The organism is Nocardia mangyaensis, from assembly GCF_001886715.1.
Classification (GTDB): Bacteria; Actinomycetota; Actinomycetes; order Mycobacteriales; family Mycobacteriaceae; genus Nocardia; species Nocardia mangyaensis.
Map to the genome: position 1 here is coordinate 2,648,091 of NZ_CP018082.1, position 16,121 is coordinate 2,664,211.

Sequence of the window (16,121 nt, forward strand, 5' to 3'; positions counted from 1 at the left end):
TCGAGACCGCACCCGGCGGCATCGACGGCACTAGGCTGGCGGCCATGACGAACCGCCTCGGTGAACTGGAAACCGCGAACTACGTACTGCTCACCACCTTCCGCAAGGACGGCTCCCCGGTGGGTACCCCGGTCTGGGCGATCGCCCGCGAGGACAAGCTCTACGTCTGGACGGTGACCGACTCCTGGAAGGTCAAGCGAATCCGGCGCAATGCCGAGGTGACGGTGCAGCCGTGCAACGCGCGCGGCGCGGCCCACGGTGCCGTCGTGCAGGGCAGTGCGCGGATACTCGACGCCGCCGAGACGGCGCAGGTCCGCTCCGCGCTGCGCCGCAAGTACTGGCTGGCCGGCCCGCTGGTGATCCTCGCCTCCAACCTGCGCCGCGGTAAGGAGGGCACGATCGGCATCGAGATCACCCCCGCCTGACCAGGGCGGGAAGTTTCCCCGAAGCTATATGTAGAACCGCTGGTATCGGATACAGTGGGCGCTCGGCGGAACTTCCGAAGGGATCCACATGGCCGAGAAGCGCAACCGAGCCGTCATCGTCGCGGGTGCACGGACCCCGTTCGTGCGCGCGTTCACCGACTTCACCCGTCTCGACAGCATCGCCCTCGCGGGTGCCGCGGTCCGGGGCCTGATCGAGCGGTCGGGGATCGCGCCGAGCGAGATCCAGTCCATCGTCTGGGGCGGGGTCGTACTTCCCAGCCACGCGCCCAACATCGCCCGCGAGGTCGCTCTGGACCTGAAGCTGGACTTCGGCTGCGAGGGCTACACCGTGACCCGGGCGTGCGCGTCCGGGTTGCAGGCGGTCACCTCGGCGGCGGCCGCGATCGAGCGTGGCGAATACGACATCATGATCGCCGGTGGCAGCGACTCCACCAGCAATGCCGAGATCAAGCTGCCGCAGAAGGTCGTGCACGCGGTGGCGCCGGTGGCGCTGGGCAAACCCAAGCCCAAGGACTACCTCGACGTGGTCCGCCAGCTCGCGCCGTTCACCGACGTCCTGCCGCGTCAGCCCAAGATCTCCGAGCGCACCACCGGCGAGGTGATGGGTGAATCCGCGGAGAAGATGGCCAGGATCAACGGCATCAGCCGCGCCGACCAGGATGCCTTCGCCGCCCGCTCGCACCATCGGGCCGCGGCCGCGATCGCCTCGGGCCGTTTCGACGACGAGGTCGTGCCGCTCACCACCCCCTCGGGCAAGCGGGTCGAGACCGACGGGCTGGTCCGCGCGAACACCAGCGTGGACAAGCTCGCCACCCTGTCCCCGGTGTTCGCCAAGGGCGGCACGGTCACCGCGGGCAACGCCAGCCCGCTCACCGATGGCGCGTCGGCAGTGCTGCTCATGAGCGAGGAGAAGGCGCGTGCCCTCGGGTTCGCCCCGCTGGCCGCGTTCCGCTCGTGGAGCTTCGTCAGTGTCGATCCGGCCGATCAGGTGCTCATCGGACCGGCCATCTCGATGCCGCGCGCCCTCGACAAGGCCGGGCTCACCCTGGCCGACATCGACCTGATCGACATCCACGAAGCCTTTGCCGCGCAGACCCTTTCGGTGCTGCGGATGCTGGAGAGCGCCGAGTGGGCCAAGACCCGCCTCGACCGCGACGAACCCGTCGGCACCGTCGACATCGACAAGCTCAATGTGCACGGCGGCTCGATCTCGCTGGGCCACCCGTTCGGTGCCACCGGTGCGCGCATGGTCACCACCATGGCCAATGAGCTGGCTCGCACCGGCAAAGAGACTGCGCTGCTCGGCATTTGCGCGGCCGGTGGTATCGGGGCGTCGGCGGTGCTCGAGCGAGTGTGAGACCGGGTCAGGCGGCGGGGCGGGGGCGGTGCGCTCGGATGTCGACCGGGCGGCCGTCGGGATCGTGCGCTGTCATCGTCCATTGCGTCGGCAACGTGTCGATCGGACCGACCGTCGATCCCGCCGCCAGGATTCGGGCGCGGACCTCGCACAACTGCTCGAAGGTGGTGACGCGCAGTCCCCATCGCGCGCGGCCGAGCGGGCCGAGGTCGTCGGCCGGAGCCGCCGGTGTCTCGACGAGCATCAGATGGTCCGCACCGCCGACGTCGACGACGGCGACGCGGGGGTCGACCGAGGTTGCCGGCCGCTCGAAAGCGACTGTCGCGCCGAGTAATTCGGTATAGAACAGGATGAGGCGGTCGAGATCGGTGGTCGCGAGGGTCACATGGTTGATTCCGAGTAGGCCAGGCATCGTGGGGCCAGCGTACCGGCGTCGGACCACCGGGATATCGGCTCCGTGCGGCGGCGCGCTGGGCCGTGAGCCGGTGGTGGCCTCATGAGCGCGCGGTCAGTGCCCGCACGCAGGGCGGCGGCGAGCCAGGAGTCGGCGGTCAGGGGTGGCGGCGTCGAAGGGGTTCGGCAGGTGGGTGGTGCGGGTCGGTGCTGAGACCAGCGTCGGCGTCAGAGTGACGGCGCGGAGTGGACCGGCCTGCCGGTGGTGTGCGGTGCAGGGTGGTGTACGCGCTCAGTGCGGCGGCGGCCGCGAGCATGGTCAGTCCCTGGGTGGTGAGGCGCTCCTGCCAGTCGGCGAGGGCGGCGGCCAGCGCGTCGGTGCCGCCCGCGGATCTGACCTGGGCGAGGACCGCGGCGATGTGGTCGAGGGAGTAGCCACCGCGGCGGAGCAGGTGGGCGAGGTCGGCATCGCGGAGGTCGGTCGCGTCGTAGCGACGGTATCCGGTGGCCGGATCGCGGTCCGGGGTCAGGATTCCGGCGTGTTCCCAGGCGCGCAGCGTGGCGGGGGTGACGCCGAGGCGGTGGGCGAGTTCACCGATGGTTCTGGTGTCGTCGGGAAGCTCGGTGCGCGTATCGGATTCGGTGATCACATGCTCGACGGCGCCGCGCACCGCTCGCAGGGTTTCGCGGTCGCGCAGCAGTTGGCCGTGGCCGCGGTCGATGATCGTGAGGGCCTTGTCGGCATCGTCGTCGTTGACCGCGCGCATGATCTGGCCCGCAGCCGCGTATCCGTACGCGGGGACGAGGGTGAGGTAGGCGCGCAGTGCGGCCGCGTGCGCTTCGGTGTAGATCCGGTAGCCGCTGGCGGTGCGCTCGGCGGGAGGGAGGAAGCCGTCGCGCTCGTAGTTGCGGACCGCCTGGGGTGAGAGGCCGTGCTCACGGGCGAGATCGGCGGGGCGTAGGTTGCTCACTGATTGGAGACTTTACTCCTGCCTTTCGCTGTTCATCGTCGGCAAAGTCTCAACCGTTCTTTCAACGATACGATTGAGACACATGAGTCAAGAAATCCACGACTTCGTCCCCTCGTCCTGCGGACTCCTGGCGCTGGGGGAGCCCACACACCGTGAACCCGGCTTCGCCTCGGTGCGCAACGAATTGTTCGCCGATCTGGTCGCTGCGGGGTTCCGGTCGATCGCGCTGGAATCCGATCGGGTCGCCGCACTTGTGGTGGAGGACTACGTTCGCGTCGGCATCGGCTCCCTCGACGAGGCGATGCACACCGGCTTCTCGCACGGTTTCGGTGACCTCGAGGCCAACCGGCAGCTCGTCGCCTGGATGCGCGCCCACAATGAGCAGGTGCCGCCCGAAGACCGCGTCGCCTTCCACGGATTCGACGGCGCGATGGAAACCATGAGCGTGCCCAGCCCCCGGCCCTACCTCGAATGCGCCCGCGACTACCTGGATCTCGACCTCGATGTCACGGACCTCGTCGGCGAGGACGAGCAGTGGAGCCGCACCGAGGCGGTCCTCGACCCGGCCGTCTCGATCGGCGACACCGTGCAGGCCCATCAGCTGCGCGCCATCGCCGACGACCTGCTCGGCACCCTCTACACCCGCGCACCGGAACGGATCGCCGCCACCTCACACGCCGAGTGGCGCAGGGCGGCAACCCATCTCACCACCGCCCAGGGGCTCCTGCGCTACCACCGCCAGGCCGCGCAGCGCCTCGAGGACGCGGACCGGTGGGGCCGACTCTCGGCTACCCGCGACGCGCTGATGGCCCAGAATCTCCTCGACATCCGCACCGAGGAAGCCCGGCGCGGACCGACCCTGGTCTTCGCTCACAACTTGCACCTACGCCGCAACACCAGCCATATGCGGATGGGCCCGATGGACCTCACCTGGTCCGGTGCGGGCGAGATCGTCGGGACATTGCTCGGCGATCAGTACACCGTCATCCTCGGCAGCCTGGGCAACAGCCCCACGATCGGACTGGGCGATCCCGATCCGGGTACCTATGAACACGCACTACAGGGCCGCATCCCTACCTGGGGCCTGACCACGGCCGAGGCCATCGCCGCCGCCCACATCCGCACCGATGTCACCCCGGAACAGGGCTACTTCCCCCTCGACCCCGACACTGTCGACGGCGCCGACGCGATCCTGCACCTGAACGCGGGCGTCGCGTCCGCGGCCACCCTGGCCTAGGCACGTGAGGTACGCCGGTCGCGGCACGTGCCCGTCGCCACCGCGGACACCCGGGCGATCGATCACCGGGCGACGGGCGTCGTGACCTCGGTCACCGGCACCCAGGTGCCCGCGAATGTGGCCAGCCGCTCGCACCCGCCGACGCGACGGTGACCTGAGCGGCTGATCACCAGGCTCTGGTGGCGGTCGGTCTCGGCCGACACTCACCTGACAGCCTGGTGATCGATCAACCAACTCCACGTGGGGCGTGGTGGTCAGGGTCAGAGCGAGTCCCGCGCAGCGTGGGCTGCCGCGAGTTCCTCGAGGTAGTGGGCGACGCCGTCCTCGTCGTTGGTGGGGAGGGTGCGATCGGCGAGGGCGAGCACGTCGGGACCGGCGTTGGCCGGGACGAGTGCGGCGCCTGCCCAGGTGAGCATGGCGATGTCGTTGATCGCGTCACCGGCGGCCGCCACCTGTGACGGGTCGATGCCGTCGATGGCGCACAAGCGGGCCAGCGCACTGGCTTTGGAGACACCCGCGGCGGCGATCTCCATGTACGGCGCGCCGGAATGGGTGAGCTCGACACCGCCGATGCCGACGGCCGCCGTCGTCCGGTACAACTCGGCGCCGGTCACCTCCGGATGCCGGGCGACGATCTTCACCATCGGCTCGACCAGCATCGGCAGCGTCTCCGACAGCACCATCGCGCGCGGGTCGCGATGATGGTCGGTGTACGCGCACAGGGCCGCGTAGGCGGGTTCGGCGACGAACTGGGTCGCGCCGACATTGGCGAAAACGACCCCGGGGATCAGGTCGCGGATCTGGGTCATGGCCGCACCGGCCAGCTCCGCTTCGATCGAGACGGTGTCGATGATGGCCGGTGTACCGTCGGCCAGGTCGAGCAGCACGGCCCCGTTGGCGCACACCGCCCTTCCCTGGAACCCGCACGACTGCGCCAGCTCGTGTACCGAATGCCGGGCCCGCGCCGTCGCCCAGACGACCTCGACCCCGGCGTGGCGCGCACTCGCCATCGCCGCGGCGGTGCGCGGCGAGATGGTGCGATCGGAGCGCAGGAGCGTGCCGTCGAGATCGGTGGCGAACATCCGGATACGAGTCACCCGACCATGCTGCCACGGCCGGGGGTGGGCCCGGCCGGACCGGTCAGGTCGCCTGGCTGACCGAGGACATGTGGAAGTCCGGGATCCGCAGCGGCGGCATGGACGTGCGGGTGAACCAGTCCTTCCACTCCCTGGGCAGGGTGATCTGGGAGGCGCCGGCCTCCGAGACACGCCGCAACAGGTCGAGGGGGCTCTCGTTGAAACGGAAGTTGTTCACCGCGCCGGTCACCTCGCCGTTCTCGACCAGGTACACCCCGTCGCGGGTCAACCCCGTCAGCAGCAGGGTGGCCGGGTCGACCTCGCGGATGTACCAGAGGCAGGTGAGCAGCAGGCCGCGTTCGGTCCGCGCGATCATGTCGTCGAGCGAGGCATCGCTACCACCGGTGAGCAGCAGATTCTCGCCGGGAACGGTGGCGGGCGCGGAGAATTCGGCGGCGGTCGCGCGCGGGTAGACCAGCGACTCGATCACCCCCGACCCGATCCAGTCGACCCGCTGCGCGGACAGCCCGTTGTCGAACACCGACAGCGATTCCGACGACGACGGGGTCGCCACGAACGGCCGGTATTCGAGGCCACTGGCACCGGGGTCCGAGTACAGCGTCAGCGGAATGTCGGTGAGCCGCTCTCCGATGCGAGTGCCGCCGGCGCGAGAGAACGCGGTGTGGCCTTCGTGCGCGCCACGACCCTCCATGGTCCAGGCCAGATAGATCATCAGATCGGCCACCGAGGACGGCGGCAGCAGCGTCTCGTAGCGGCCCGCGGGCAACTCGACCCGGTTCCGGGCCCACCCGAGCCGGCGTGCGAGTTCGGCGAGCAGGCCGGGGGTGTCGACATCGGTGAAATCGGCGGTGCCCACGCCCACCCACGCACTCGCCAGATCCTTGCCCTCGCCGCGCTTTCCGTTGATCTCCACCGAGCCGGTGGGTTGGCGGAACCGGCGCCGGATCCCGGTGGAGGTGCCCAGCCAGGTGGTGTGCACCTGGTGGTGGGCGAAACCGTAGAGGCGGTCGGTGCCGTCGAAACCCGTCGACAGGTCACGGGCCAGGCCGCTGAACACGTCGATCTCGGTGGCACCGGGCGCGTGGTCCCAGGTGGCGGTGTCGTCGTCGGTGGGTTCGAGCAGCGGCATGGCGTCGCGCGCGGGCGTGGCCGTGCGCGCGGCCTCCTCGCTGGCACGCACCACCGCTTCGATCTCGGCCGGATCGACACTGGTGGAACTGATACTGCCCACCCGCGCGACATGCGGGCCGTCGCGCAACACCGAGATCACCGCCCAGCCGCGCGAGACCGAGGAACCATTGGTGGTCATCGAATTCCCGGCCCATCGCAGCGACGCCTCGTGCGCGTCGGTGACGATGACGATCGCCTCGTCGGCTCTGGACACCGCCAGCGCGCGCTCGACCACCGCGCCCGCGGGGAACACACCCTCGCCGCTCACTGCCCGCCCTCCGTCCGGGTGTTGAGAACATTGACCCCGCGCACCAGCACCGAGGGGCAGCCGTGACTCACCGCCGCCACCTGACCGGGCTGTGCCTTGCCGCAGTTGAACGCGCCGCCGAGCTGCCACGTGCTCGGGCCGCCGACCGCTTCCATCGATCCCCAGAAGTCGGTGGTCGTCGCCTGATAGGCCACATCGCGGAGCTGACCGGCCAACTCCCCGTTGCGGATTCGGAAGAACCGCTGCCCGGTGAACTGGAAGTTGTAGCGCTGCATGTCGATGGACCACGATTTGTCGCCGACGATGTAGATGCCGTCCTCGACGCGCGAGATCAGGTCAGCGGTGCTGGTGTCGCGTTCCGGATCCGGTTGTAGCGACACATTCGCCATCCGCTGGATCGGTACGTGATGCGGGGAATCGGCGTAGGAGCACCCGTTGGACCGGTCCAGGCCGAGGCGCGGGGCGAAGACCCGGTCGAGCTGGTAGCCGACCAGTACGCCGTCGCGCACCAGATCCCACTGCTGACCGGCCACGCCCTCGTCGTCGTAGCCGACCGTGGCCAGCCCGTTGACCTGGGTGCGATCCCCGGTGACGTGCATGATCGGGGTGCCGTAGCGCAGCGTGCCGAGCTGGTCGGGCGTGGCGAACGAGGTACCGGCGTAGGCGGATTCGTAGCCGATCGCGCGGTCGTATTCGGTGGCGTGGCCGATGGACTCGTGGATGGTGAGCCACAGGTTCGTCGGATCGATCACCAGGTCGGTGGGGCCCGCGACGACGCTGGGCGCCTTCACCTTCTCGGCCAGCCAGCCGGGGATCCGCGCGAGTTCGGTGGCCCAATCCCAGGTTCCGTCGGCGCCGGTGACGTACTCCCAGCCGCGACCCGCGGGCGCGGCGAGGGTGCGCATGGTCTCGAACACCCCGGACGCGGAATCCACGGTGACCGCTTCCCATTGGGGATGCAGCCGCACCCGCTGCTGGGTGATCGACGAGCCCGCGGTGTCGGCGTAGAAAGTCTGCTCCTTGACCTGCAGCACCGAGGCGGTCACGTGATCGACGCCGTCGGCCGCGGACAGCCGCTCCGAATAGTCCTGTAGCAGCGCCACTTTGTCGGCGGTCGGCACGGTGAACGGATCCAGCTCGTAGGCCGAGACCCAGGAGACATCGTCGTAGCGGGGTTCGGCGGCCAGTTCGACCCGCTCCCGGTTCAACGAGCGCAGCGTGGTGGCGACGGTGACCGCGCGCCGGGCCACCTCGGCGGCGGAGGGCGGCGTCAACGCGGCATGCGAGGCGAAACCCCAGGTGCCGTCGACGATCACGCGCACGGCCAAGCCCAGCTCGGTCGAATCGGTCACCGCCTCGACCCGCCCGTCCCGCAACCGGATCGACTGGGTGACCAAGCGGTGCACCCGCAGATCGGCGTGCTCGGCACCCGCGGAGTGGGCCGCCGACAGCGCGGCCTCGGCGAGCGCGCCGAGGCCGAGCGCACGGAACTCTTCGTCCACTTCCCTGGAAGTCGTGGTACTCACCGGACCCACGCTAGCCGCTGGCACCGACACACGGGAGCCCCGGCGCGGAAAGTGCCCGCTACCAGCGCACATTTCGTGCCGTCGAGCGCGAAATCGCGGTTCCGGCAGGCACTCACCGTGACGCGCGGAGCCCCACTTCCTCCCGCCGAGGGCACCGCGAATGCCGTAGGGTGCCCGCCGTGCCGCCATCTGCGCTCCGCGATCGAAAAAGGGAACGAACCCGTCGTGCGATTCTCCTGGCCGCCGTCGAATTGTTCGAGGCCGGTGGCTATGAGGAAACGACCGTCGCCGATATCGCGGCCGAGGCCGAAGTCGGTACCCGGACCTTCTTCAACTACTTCGCCAGCAAGGAAGAACTGCTCTTCCCCGAGACCGACGATCGGGTGCGCGCGGCCGTCGCCGCCATCGCCACCCGGCGACCGGGGGAGCGGCCCGTCGAGGTGTTGTTGCGCGCGCTGCGCGCCGCGGGTGACAGTCCCGGCGAGCACCTCGTCGACGACCTGAGTTCCCGGGTGGCCGCCCTGCGCGCGCAGGTCTCGCGCACCGTGCCCTCGGTGAGCGGTCGCGCCGCGCACGCCCAGCTCGTCGCCCAGCGCGAGATCGCCCGGCAACTGCACACCGCGTTCCCGCACGAACTCGACGAGATCGGCGCCGCCGCACTGGTCGGCGCCGTCGTCGGTGCGGTCTCGGGTGCGCTGACGGTGCTGTTCCAGCAGCCCCAGCACAGCATCGACGACGGCGAACGCCTGCACCGCAAAATCCACGAGACCACCTCTCGGGTCCTGCAACCCTGGCTCGCCGCCACCGCGACGACCGAACCGGTCCGCTAGCCGAACTGCTGCCAGCCCAACCGGATCACCATCACCACCACCACGACCAGCAGCACCACCCGCACGAACCCTGCGCCCTTGGCCAGCGCCATCCGCGAACCGACCAGCGCACCCACCACATTCGCGACCGCCATGCCCGCGCCGAGCCCCCACAGGATGTGCCCGGTCACGCCGAGGAACAGCAGCGCACCCACATTCGAACCGCAGTTGATCACCTTCGCCATCGCCGCCGCCCGCACGAACTCGGTGCCGAGCAGGGTGGCGAAGGCGATGATCAGAAAGGTCCCGGTGCCGGGCCCGAGCAACCCGTCGTAGAGCCCGATCAGGCCTGCGGCCAGCGCGACCACCAGGATCACCTTGCGCCGGGTCGGCGGATGGGTGGCCATCGTCATCCCGATCGATGGCCGTAGCGTCACCACCAGCGCCACCGCGACGAGCACCACCATCACCAGCGGGATGAACAGATCGCGGTCGATCAGCGACACCGCTGCCGCACCGCACGCGGCGGTGACGGCCGCGATCACCGCACCCGGCAGCAGCACCTTCCACTCCATCGGCACCCGGCGCGCGAACGTCACCACCGCGGTCGCCGTCCCGGCCAGCGCGGCCAGCTTGTTCGTGCCGAGCGCGGTCTGCGGGGCGATCCCGGGGGCGACGAGGAACAGCGTCGGCAGGATGATCAGCCCGCCGCCGCCGACCACCGCGTCGACCCAGCCCGCCGCCGCGGCGGCCACCAGCAGGACCGTCCAGTCTCCGAGTTGCACCCGACCAGGCAATCAAGATCGCGTGCGGAATGCCAACCGCGGCCTAGGCTGGTCCGGTGCGCCGGTTCAGCCTGTGGTTACGCGGACGACCCGTCGTCGCCGATTCCATCCTCGCGGCAGTCCTGCTGGTGCTCGACGCGCTCGGTGTCGGCGGTGCGCCGAACAAGGTCGTCTACCTGATCTTCTCGGTCCTGCTGCCGTTGCCGCTGATCCTGCGCCGGATCTATCCCCGCGCGATGGCGGGCACGATGCTGGTGCTGTCGATGTTGTGCACCGTGTTCGGCTACCTGGTCGGCGACGACCTGTCCGGACATGTCGCGCTGATCGGCCTCGGGGTGATGCTCTACACCCTGGTCGCCTATGTCGGCAGACGCGACGGCCTGATCTTCCTGGTATTCCTCGGGGTCGACGTCACGGTCTCCACCCTGGTGCTGCAGGAACCCATCGGCGGAGATCTGGTACTCATCGGCGTGATCTACGCGCTGTGCTGGACGCTGGCCGAGTTCAACGGCGCCCGGCACGCCTATGACGCCGAGGTCGCCGCGCGCCTCGCCGTGGCCGACTACGACAAGGAACGTCGCGCGCACGAGGCGGTCGCCGCCGAACGCACCCGCATCGCCCGCGAACTACACGATGTGGTCGCGCACGCGGTGAGCGTGATGATCGTGCAGGCCGACGGCGCGAACTACGCCCTGCGCCAGGACCCCGACACCGCCGAACGCGCGCTGGCCACCATCGCGGGCACCGGGCGCGACGCGCTGCGCGAACTACGCCGCACGGTCGCGCTGCTGCGCATCGAGCACGCACCGGAACTGCTGCCCCAGCACGGCACCGCCGGGATCGCCAAGCTCGTGGACATGATGCGGGAGGCAGGCCTGGCCGTCGACCTCGAACTGACCGGCCAACTCGACGACATCACCCCCGAGGTGAGCCTCGGCGTGCATCGGATCGTGCAGGAATCGCTGACCAACACGCTGCGGCACGCGGGTGCGGGGCCCAAGGCCTGGGTCCGGGTGCACCGCCGCGGCGACGACATCCACGTCGAGATCACCGACAGTGGCGGTGTCCCCATCCGGTCCGATCCCGCGATCGCCGGCGCCGGGATGGGCTTGGTCGGGATGCGCGAACGCGTCGCGGTGCTCGGCGGCACGCTGTTCGCCGGCCGGACCGAGGACGGCCGCTGGCGGGTGCGGGCCACCCTCCCGCTGCGTGCCGAATCCGACTGAGCTGCCCGATAGGGTGAGCGAATGCCGATCAGCGTGCTCGTGGTGGACGATCAGGAACTCATGCGGATGGGGCTGAAGATGGTGCTCGGCGCCCACCCCGACATCGAGGTCGTCGGCGAGGCGGGCAACGGCGAGGAGGCGGTGCGCCGCGCCGCCGAACTGCGCCCGGACGTGGTGCTGATGGACGTCCGCATGCCCGTCGTCGACGGCGTGACGGCCACCGACCGGATCGTGGCCGCGGGCGACGGTGTGCGCGTGCTCGTGATGACCACCTTCGACCTCGACGAACACGCCCTCGGCGCCCTGCGCGCCGGAGCCAGCGGCTTCCTGCTCAAGGACACCCCGCCCGAGGACCTGATCTCGGCCATCCGCAGCGTCGCCGCGGGCGACGCGGTGGTCTCGCCGAAGGTCACCAAGCGCCTGCTCGACCGGCTCGTCGCCGAAGACCCGACCAGCCTGCGCGACCCGAGCGTGCTCGACGTGCTCACCGCCCGCGAACGCGAAGTGCTCGAGCAGATCGCGGCCGGGCGCTCCAATGCCGAGATCGCCGCCGCCCTGTTCCTGTCCGAGGCCACGGTGAAGACCCACGTGGGCCGGGTGCTCACCAAACTCGGACTGCGAGACCGGGTGCAGGCGGTGGTACTGGCCTACGAGACCGGGCTGGTCCGGCCGGGTGGCTGAGCAGGGGCGGGGTCTCGGGAGAAAATCGGGCCGCTCGCGCGTTGAGAAGGTAGATCGTCCGAAAGGATCGCCATGACCGCTGTGTTGTTCGTGCTCTACCTCCTCGTCGAGATCGCCGCCCTCGTCGGCCTCGCTCAGCTGATCGGTGTCGGCTGGGCGCTGCTGGTGCTGGTCGCGGTGTCCGGGGTGGGTCTGCTGCTCCTCGGCGCGCAGGGCAAGCGGGTGTTCGAACGGTTCCGGCGGGCCTCGCGGGGCGAGGTGAGCGCGGAGAGCGCGGTCGCCGACGGGCTGATCGTCGCCACCGGTTCGATCCTGCTGTTCGTGCCCGGCCTGGTCACCGGGGTGATCGGCCTGCTGGCCCTGTTCCCGCCCACGCGCGCGCTGCTGCGCCCGGTGCTCGAGAAGCTGGGCACCCGCCGCTTCGGTCCGCTGCCCTCGTTCGCGCCCTCGCCGTATCGCGGGGTGGTCGTCGACGCCGAGGGTGATGTGGTCGACGGTGTGGTCGTCGGACAGTGGTATGACGATGGCCACACCGGTGGTCCGCGGGCCCTCGGATCCGCCTGACCCGAGATGCCGCCCCGAGGCGGCGGAAGGTCTACAGTGGCCCGCATGGCCACCGAGCAGATCACCGTCACGGTGAGCGAGGAACTGGCCGACGCGGTGCGCAGGGCGAGCGCCGCTGCCGGACAGTCGATGTCGGATTTCACCGCCGCCGCGTGGCGGCTGGAGCTGATCGCCGTCGAAGCGGGCGGACACCAGCCAGCCGGGCTGGCCGACGCCGACGTGCGCGCGGTGCTGTCCCTGCCGACCTGAGAATCGGCCGATACGGCAGACTGGGGCATCGTGAGTACCCAGTTGCTGATCGGCGGACGTTTCTACAGTTCCAGCTCCCCGGACGCGACCGCGATGGCGGTCACCGACGGCACCGTGGTGTGGCTGGGCGCCGAGGCCCCGGGCCGCGCCATGCATCCCGGCGCGGAGATCATCGACCTCGGCGGCGCCTTCGTCGCGCCGGCGTTCGTCGACCCCCACGTGCACGTCACCGCGCTGGGCCTGCAGCTGACCGGCCTCGATCTGCGCGGCGCCCGATCACTGGCCGACCTGCTCGACACCGTCCGCGCGCATGCCGCGCGCCAGCGCGACGGGGTGATCATCGGTGAGGGCTGGGACGACACCACCTGGCCCGACCAGCGTCCACCGACCGTCGCCGAACTCGACGAGGCCGCCGGGCCGGGTCGCCTGGTCTACCTGGTCCGGGTCGACGCCCACTCGGCTGTCGCTTCCTCGGCGCTGCTCGACGCCGCGGGCGACCTCGGCGCGGACCACCGTCGCGGCGATCCGGTGCGCGCCGACGCCCACCACCGCGTGCGCACGGTCGCCCTCGCCGAACTCGGTCGCGCGCAACGGGATCGGGCCCGCACCGCCGCCCTCGACGCGGCCGCCGCGCACGGCGTCGTCGCCGTCCACGAATGCGCGGGCCCCGAGATCTCCGGCCGCGACGACGTGCGCGAACTGCTCGCCTTCGACCACGGCGTACAGGTGCGCGCCTACTGGGGTCAGGCGGTGCGCACCGCCGAAGAAGCCCGCGCGCTGGTCGACGACCTCGGCGTGCACGCCCTCGGGGGTGACCTGTTCGTCGACGGCTCGCTCGGCTCGCACACCGCGCTGCTGCGCGAGCCCTACGCCGACGCGGGTGGCCACGGCAAGGACTTCCTCGACACCGACACCATCACCGCCCACCTGCGCGCCTGTACCGAAGCCGGGATCCAGGCCGGATTCCACGCCATCGGCGACGGCGCCATGGATCGGGTGGTCGAGGGATTCACGCGTGTCGCCGCCGAACTCGGCGGTCCGGCGGTCGCGGCGCGCGGCCACCGCGTCGAGCACGCGGAGATGACCGATGCCGCCGCGATCGCCCAACTCGCCGCCGTCGGCGCGATCGCCTCCGTACAGCCGGGTTTCGACGCGGCCTGGGGCGGGCCCGCCGGCATGTACGCCACCCGCCTCGGCGCCGAACGTGCCGCCGGACTCAACCCCTTCGCGGCGATGGCCGCCGCGGGCATCTCGTTGGCCATCGGCTCGGACGCACCGGTCACCACCGCGAACCCGTGGGTCCAGGTCCGCGCGGCCGTGCACCACCGCACCGCCGGTCACGGCCTGTCGCCGCGCGCTGCCTTCGCCGCCGCCACCCGGGGCGCCTGGCGCGCGGGCGGGGTGCGCGACGGCCTGGCGGGCACGCTGGTGCCGGGCGCCCCCGCCTCGTACGCGGTCTGGGACGCCGGCGATCTCGTGGTCGCCGCGGCCGCCGACACCGTGCAGCGCTGGTCGACCGACCCGCGCTCGCGCGTGCCAGGGCTGCCCCGGCTCGATCCGGACGCCGACCTGCCGACCTGCCTGCGCACGGTCCGCGACGGCGTCGAGATCTACCAGGCCTGACCAGCATCAGCAACGAATCACGGAGCGACACACCATGATCGACCCCGCCACCGACCCCGCGCCCGCGCCCTCGCGATCGGCGACGTCGGACGACGCGGCCACGGAGACCACCGGAGGGACGATCAACGGCATGCTCCTGCGAATGCTCGCCGCGGTCACGGGCGGGCTGTTGCTGTTCGCCAGCTTCCCGCCACGCCCGTGGTGGTTCCTCGCACCGGTGGCCTTGGCTCTGCTCACCGTTGCGGTGCGCGGACCCGGAAAACTGCGCGGCGGGTTCGGCTACGGGTTGCTCGGTGGTCTCGCGTTCTTCCTCCCGCTGCTGCCGTGGACCGGGATCTACGTCGGCCCGCTGCCGTGGTTGGCGCTCTCGCTCGCCTGCGCGACCTTCCTCGGCCTGTGGGGTGTCCTGGCTCGATGGTTGAGCGAGCTGCCGGGCTGGCCGGTGTGGCTGGCACTGGCCTGGACCGCCACCGAATGGGCGCGATCGAACTTCCCCTTCGGCGGATTCCCGTGGGGCCGTATCGCTTTCGGCCAGGCCGACGGATGGTATCTGCCACTGGCGGCCTACGGTGGCGCCCCGCTGGTCAGCTTCGCCGTCGCGCTGACCGGCACCGGTCTCGCCGCGGTGGCCTTGCGCGCGTACGCTTTCGCCCGCACCCCCGCGCCACGCCCGAGCGGTCGCGCCGTGCGGACCGGATTTGCTCTCGCGCTCGTGACCGTGGCTATCATGCCACTCGCCGGAGTGATCCTCCGGCCGACGCTGCCCGCCCCGGACGCCGGTGCGGAGACGATCACCGTCGCCGCCATCCAGGGCAGCGTGCCGCGGCTGGGTCTGGACTTCAACGCTCAGCGGCGGGCCGTGCTGGACAACCACGTCCGGCGCACCGAGGAGTTGGCCCATGCCGTCACCCGCGGCCAGGCACAGCGCCCCGACGTCGTGATCTGGCCGGAGAACTCCTCCGACATCGACCCACTGCGCAATGCCGACGCGGCCGAGGCGATCACCCGGGCCTCGGTGGCGATCGACGCGCCGATCCTCGTCGGCGCGGTCCTGGTGAACGGTGACCGCACGACCACCAACTCGGTGATCGTGTGGAACGGCGCCGAAGGGCCGGGGGAGCGACACGACAAGAAGATCGTGCAGCCATTCGGTGAATATCTGCCGATGCGCGGTTTCTTCCGTTTGTTCTCCTCCTATGCCGATCGCGCCGGATATTTCGTGCCCGGCGATGGTGACGGCACGGTCACGGCCGCGGGGATTCCGATCGGTGTGGCGACCTGTTACGAGGTCGCTTTCGATCGGGCATTCCGGGAATCGCTGGATGCGGGCGCGCGACTGCTGACCGTGCCGACCAACAACGCCACCTTCGGCGAGAGCGAGATGACCTATCAGCAACTGGCCATGTCGCGAGTGCGCGCGGTCGAGCACGGGCGGGCGCTGGTGGTCGCAGCAACCTCGGGAGTCAGCGCGATCATCACCGCCGATGGTGCCATTGAACAGCGCAGTGAGCAATTGGTGCCCGCGGCGCTGGTCGCCCAGCTACCGTTGCGCGACACGACGACGATCGCGACCCGAATCGGCGGCGCGCCGGAACTGGCGTCCGTTATCCTGACCGCGATCGGGGTAGGACTGGTGTTGTACCGGCGCCGCCGAGCGAATCCGACGCAAGATGTGCGGAGTTCGGACAATTCTGAATAAGCGGTTTGTTTCAACCCGGG

At 70.4% G+C, this 16,121-nt stretch carries 16 protein-coding genes; 10 read left to right on the top strand and 6 right to left on the bottom strand.

Going from position 1 to position 16,121, the window contains the following annotated elements:
• Positions 1 to 44: 44 nt before the first annotated feature.
• Together BOX37_RS12030 and BOX37_RS12035 are read left to right on the top strand one after the other, a co-directional pair.
• Positions 45 to 425, top strand: coding sequence for a PPOX class F420-dependent oxidoreductase (locus BOX37_RS12030; protein ID WP_071927724.1), 381 nt, complete (start codon positions 45 to 47; stop codon positions 423 to 425).
• 88 nt (positions 426 to 513) lie between these two features.
• Positions 514 to 1,803: an acetyl-CoA C-acyltransferase gene (locus BOX37_RS12035; protein ID WP_071927725.1), complete on the top strand. Its 1,290-nt coding sequence runs from the start codon at positions 514 to 516 to the stop codon at positions 1,801 to 1,803.
• A 7-nt stretch (positions 1,804 to 1,810) separates the two neighbouring features.
• On the opposite strand, the gene BOX37_RS12040 is transcribed toward BOX37_RS12035, so the two are convergent.
• Both BOX37_RS12040 and BOX37_RS12045 read right to left on the bottom strand, forming a co-directional pair.
• The gene (locus BOX37_RS12040) at positions 1,811 to 2,215 is read right to left on the bottom strand and encodes a VOC family protein (RefSeq protein WP_071927727.1); all 405 of its coding nucleotides are present in this window, start codon (positions 2,213 to 2,215) and stop codon (positions 1,811 to 1,813) included.
• 139 nt (positions 2,216 to 2,354) lie between these two features.
• Positions 2,355 to 3,167, bottom strand: a complete 813-nt coding sequence (locus BOX37_RS12045; RefSeq protein ID WP_084759559.1) for a MerR family transcriptional regulator — start codon at positions 3,165 to 3,167, stop codon at positions 2,355 to 2,357.
• Between the two features lie 82 nt (positions 3,168 to 3,249).
• Between BOX37_RS12045 and BOX37_RS12050 the strand changes: the two genes are divergently transcribed.
• Positions 3,250 to 4,404, top strand: a complete 1,155-nt coding sequence (locus BOX37_RS12050) for an erythromycin esterase family protein (protein ID WP_071927728.1) — start codon at positions 3,250 to 3,252, stop codon at positions 4,402 to 4,404.
• 260 nt (positions 4,405 to 4,664) lie between these two features.
• Here the strand turns inward: BOX37_RS12050 and BOX37_RS12055 are convergent, their stop codons facing one another.
• From BOX37_RS12055 to BOX37_RS12065, 3 genes are read right to left on the bottom strand one after another with little or no spacing between them, the layout of a single operon-like run.
• Entirely contained in the window at positions 4,665 to 5,501 is an 837-nt protein-coding gene (locus BOX37_RS12055) for an HAD family hydrolase (RefSeq protein WP_071927729.1), read from the bottom strand.
• Positions 5,502 to 5,544: 43 nt separating this feature from the next.
• Complete coding sequence (locus BOX37_RS12060; protein ID WP_071931415.1) at positions 5,545 to 6,924, bottom strand: TldD/PmbA family protein; 1,380 nt, start codon at positions 6,922 to 6,924, stop codon at positions 5,545 to 5,547.
• Positions 6,925 to 6,935: 11 nt separating this feature from the next.
• Positions 6,936 to 8,465, bottom strand: coding sequence for a TldD/PmbA family protein (locus BOX37_RS12065; RefSeq protein ID WP_071931416.1), 1,530 nt, complete (start codon positions 8,463 to 8,465; stop codon positions 6,936 to 6,938).
• Positions 8,466 to 8,644: 179 nt separating this feature from the next.
• Here BOX37_RS12065 and BOX37_RS12070 point away from each other — a divergent pair, with 179 nt between their 5' ends.
• Positions 8,645 to 9,295, top strand: coding sequence for a TetR/AcrR family transcriptional regulator (locus tag BOX37_RS12070; RefSeq protein ID WP_240505314.1), 651 nt, complete (start codon positions 8,645 to 8,647; stop codon positions 9,293 to 9,295).
• On the opposite strand, the gene BOX37_RS12075 is transcribed toward BOX37_RS12070, so the two are convergent.
• A complete protein-coding gene (locus BOX37_RS12075) occupies positions 9,292 to 10,059 on the bottom strand; it encodes a TSUP family transporter (RefSeq protein WP_071927730.1) in 768 nt (255 codons plus the stop codon). The genes BOX37_RS12070 and BOX37_RS12075 overlap by 4 nt on opposite strands.
• 56 nt (positions 10,060 to 10,115) lie before the next feature.
• On the opposite strand from BOX37_RS12075, the gene BOX37_RS12080 reads away from it, so the two are divergent.
• From BOX37_RS12080 to lnt, 6 genes are all read left to right on the top strand, one after another.
• A complete protein-coding gene (locus BOX37_RS12080; protein ID WP_071927732.1) occupies positions 10,116 to 11,285 on the top strand; it encodes a sensor histidine kinase in 1,170 nt (389 codons plus the stop codon).
• Between the two features lie 21 nt (positions 11,286 to 11,306).
• Complete coding sequence (locus BOX37_RS12085) at positions 11,307 to 11,966, top strand: response regulator (RefSeq protein ID WP_071927733.1); 660 nt, start codon at positions 11,307 to 11,309, stop codon at positions 11,964 to 11,966.
• A 72-nt stretch (positions 11,967 to 12,038) separates the two neighbouring features.
• Entirely contained in the window at positions 12,039 to 12,530 is a 492-nt protein-coding gene (locus tag BOX37_RS12090) for an FxsA family protein (protein ID WP_071927734.1), read from the top strand.
• Between the two features lie 45 nt (positions 12,531 to 12,575).
• On the top strand, positions 12,576 to 12,779 hold the full coding sequence (locus tag BOX37_RS12095; protein WP_071927736.1) for a hypothetical protein: 204 nt from the start codon (positions 12,576 to 12,578) through the stop codon (positions 12,777 to 12,779).
• Positions 12,780 to 12,809: 30 nt separating this feature from the next.
• Positions 12,810 to 14,402: an amidohydrolase gene (locus BOX37_RS12100; protein WP_084759560.1), complete on the top strand. Its 1,593-nt coding sequence runs from the start codon at positions 12,810 to 12,812 to the stop codon at positions 14,400 to 14,402.
• Between the two features lie 130 nt (positions 14,403 to 14,532).
• Positions 14,533 to 16,101, top strand: coding sequence for an apolipoprotein N-acyltransferase (gene lnt / locus BOX37_RS12105; protein WP_071931418.1), 1,569 nt, complete (start codon positions 14,533 to 14,535; stop codon positions 16,099 to 16,101).
• Positions 16,102 to 16,121 lie beyond the last annotated feature (20 nt).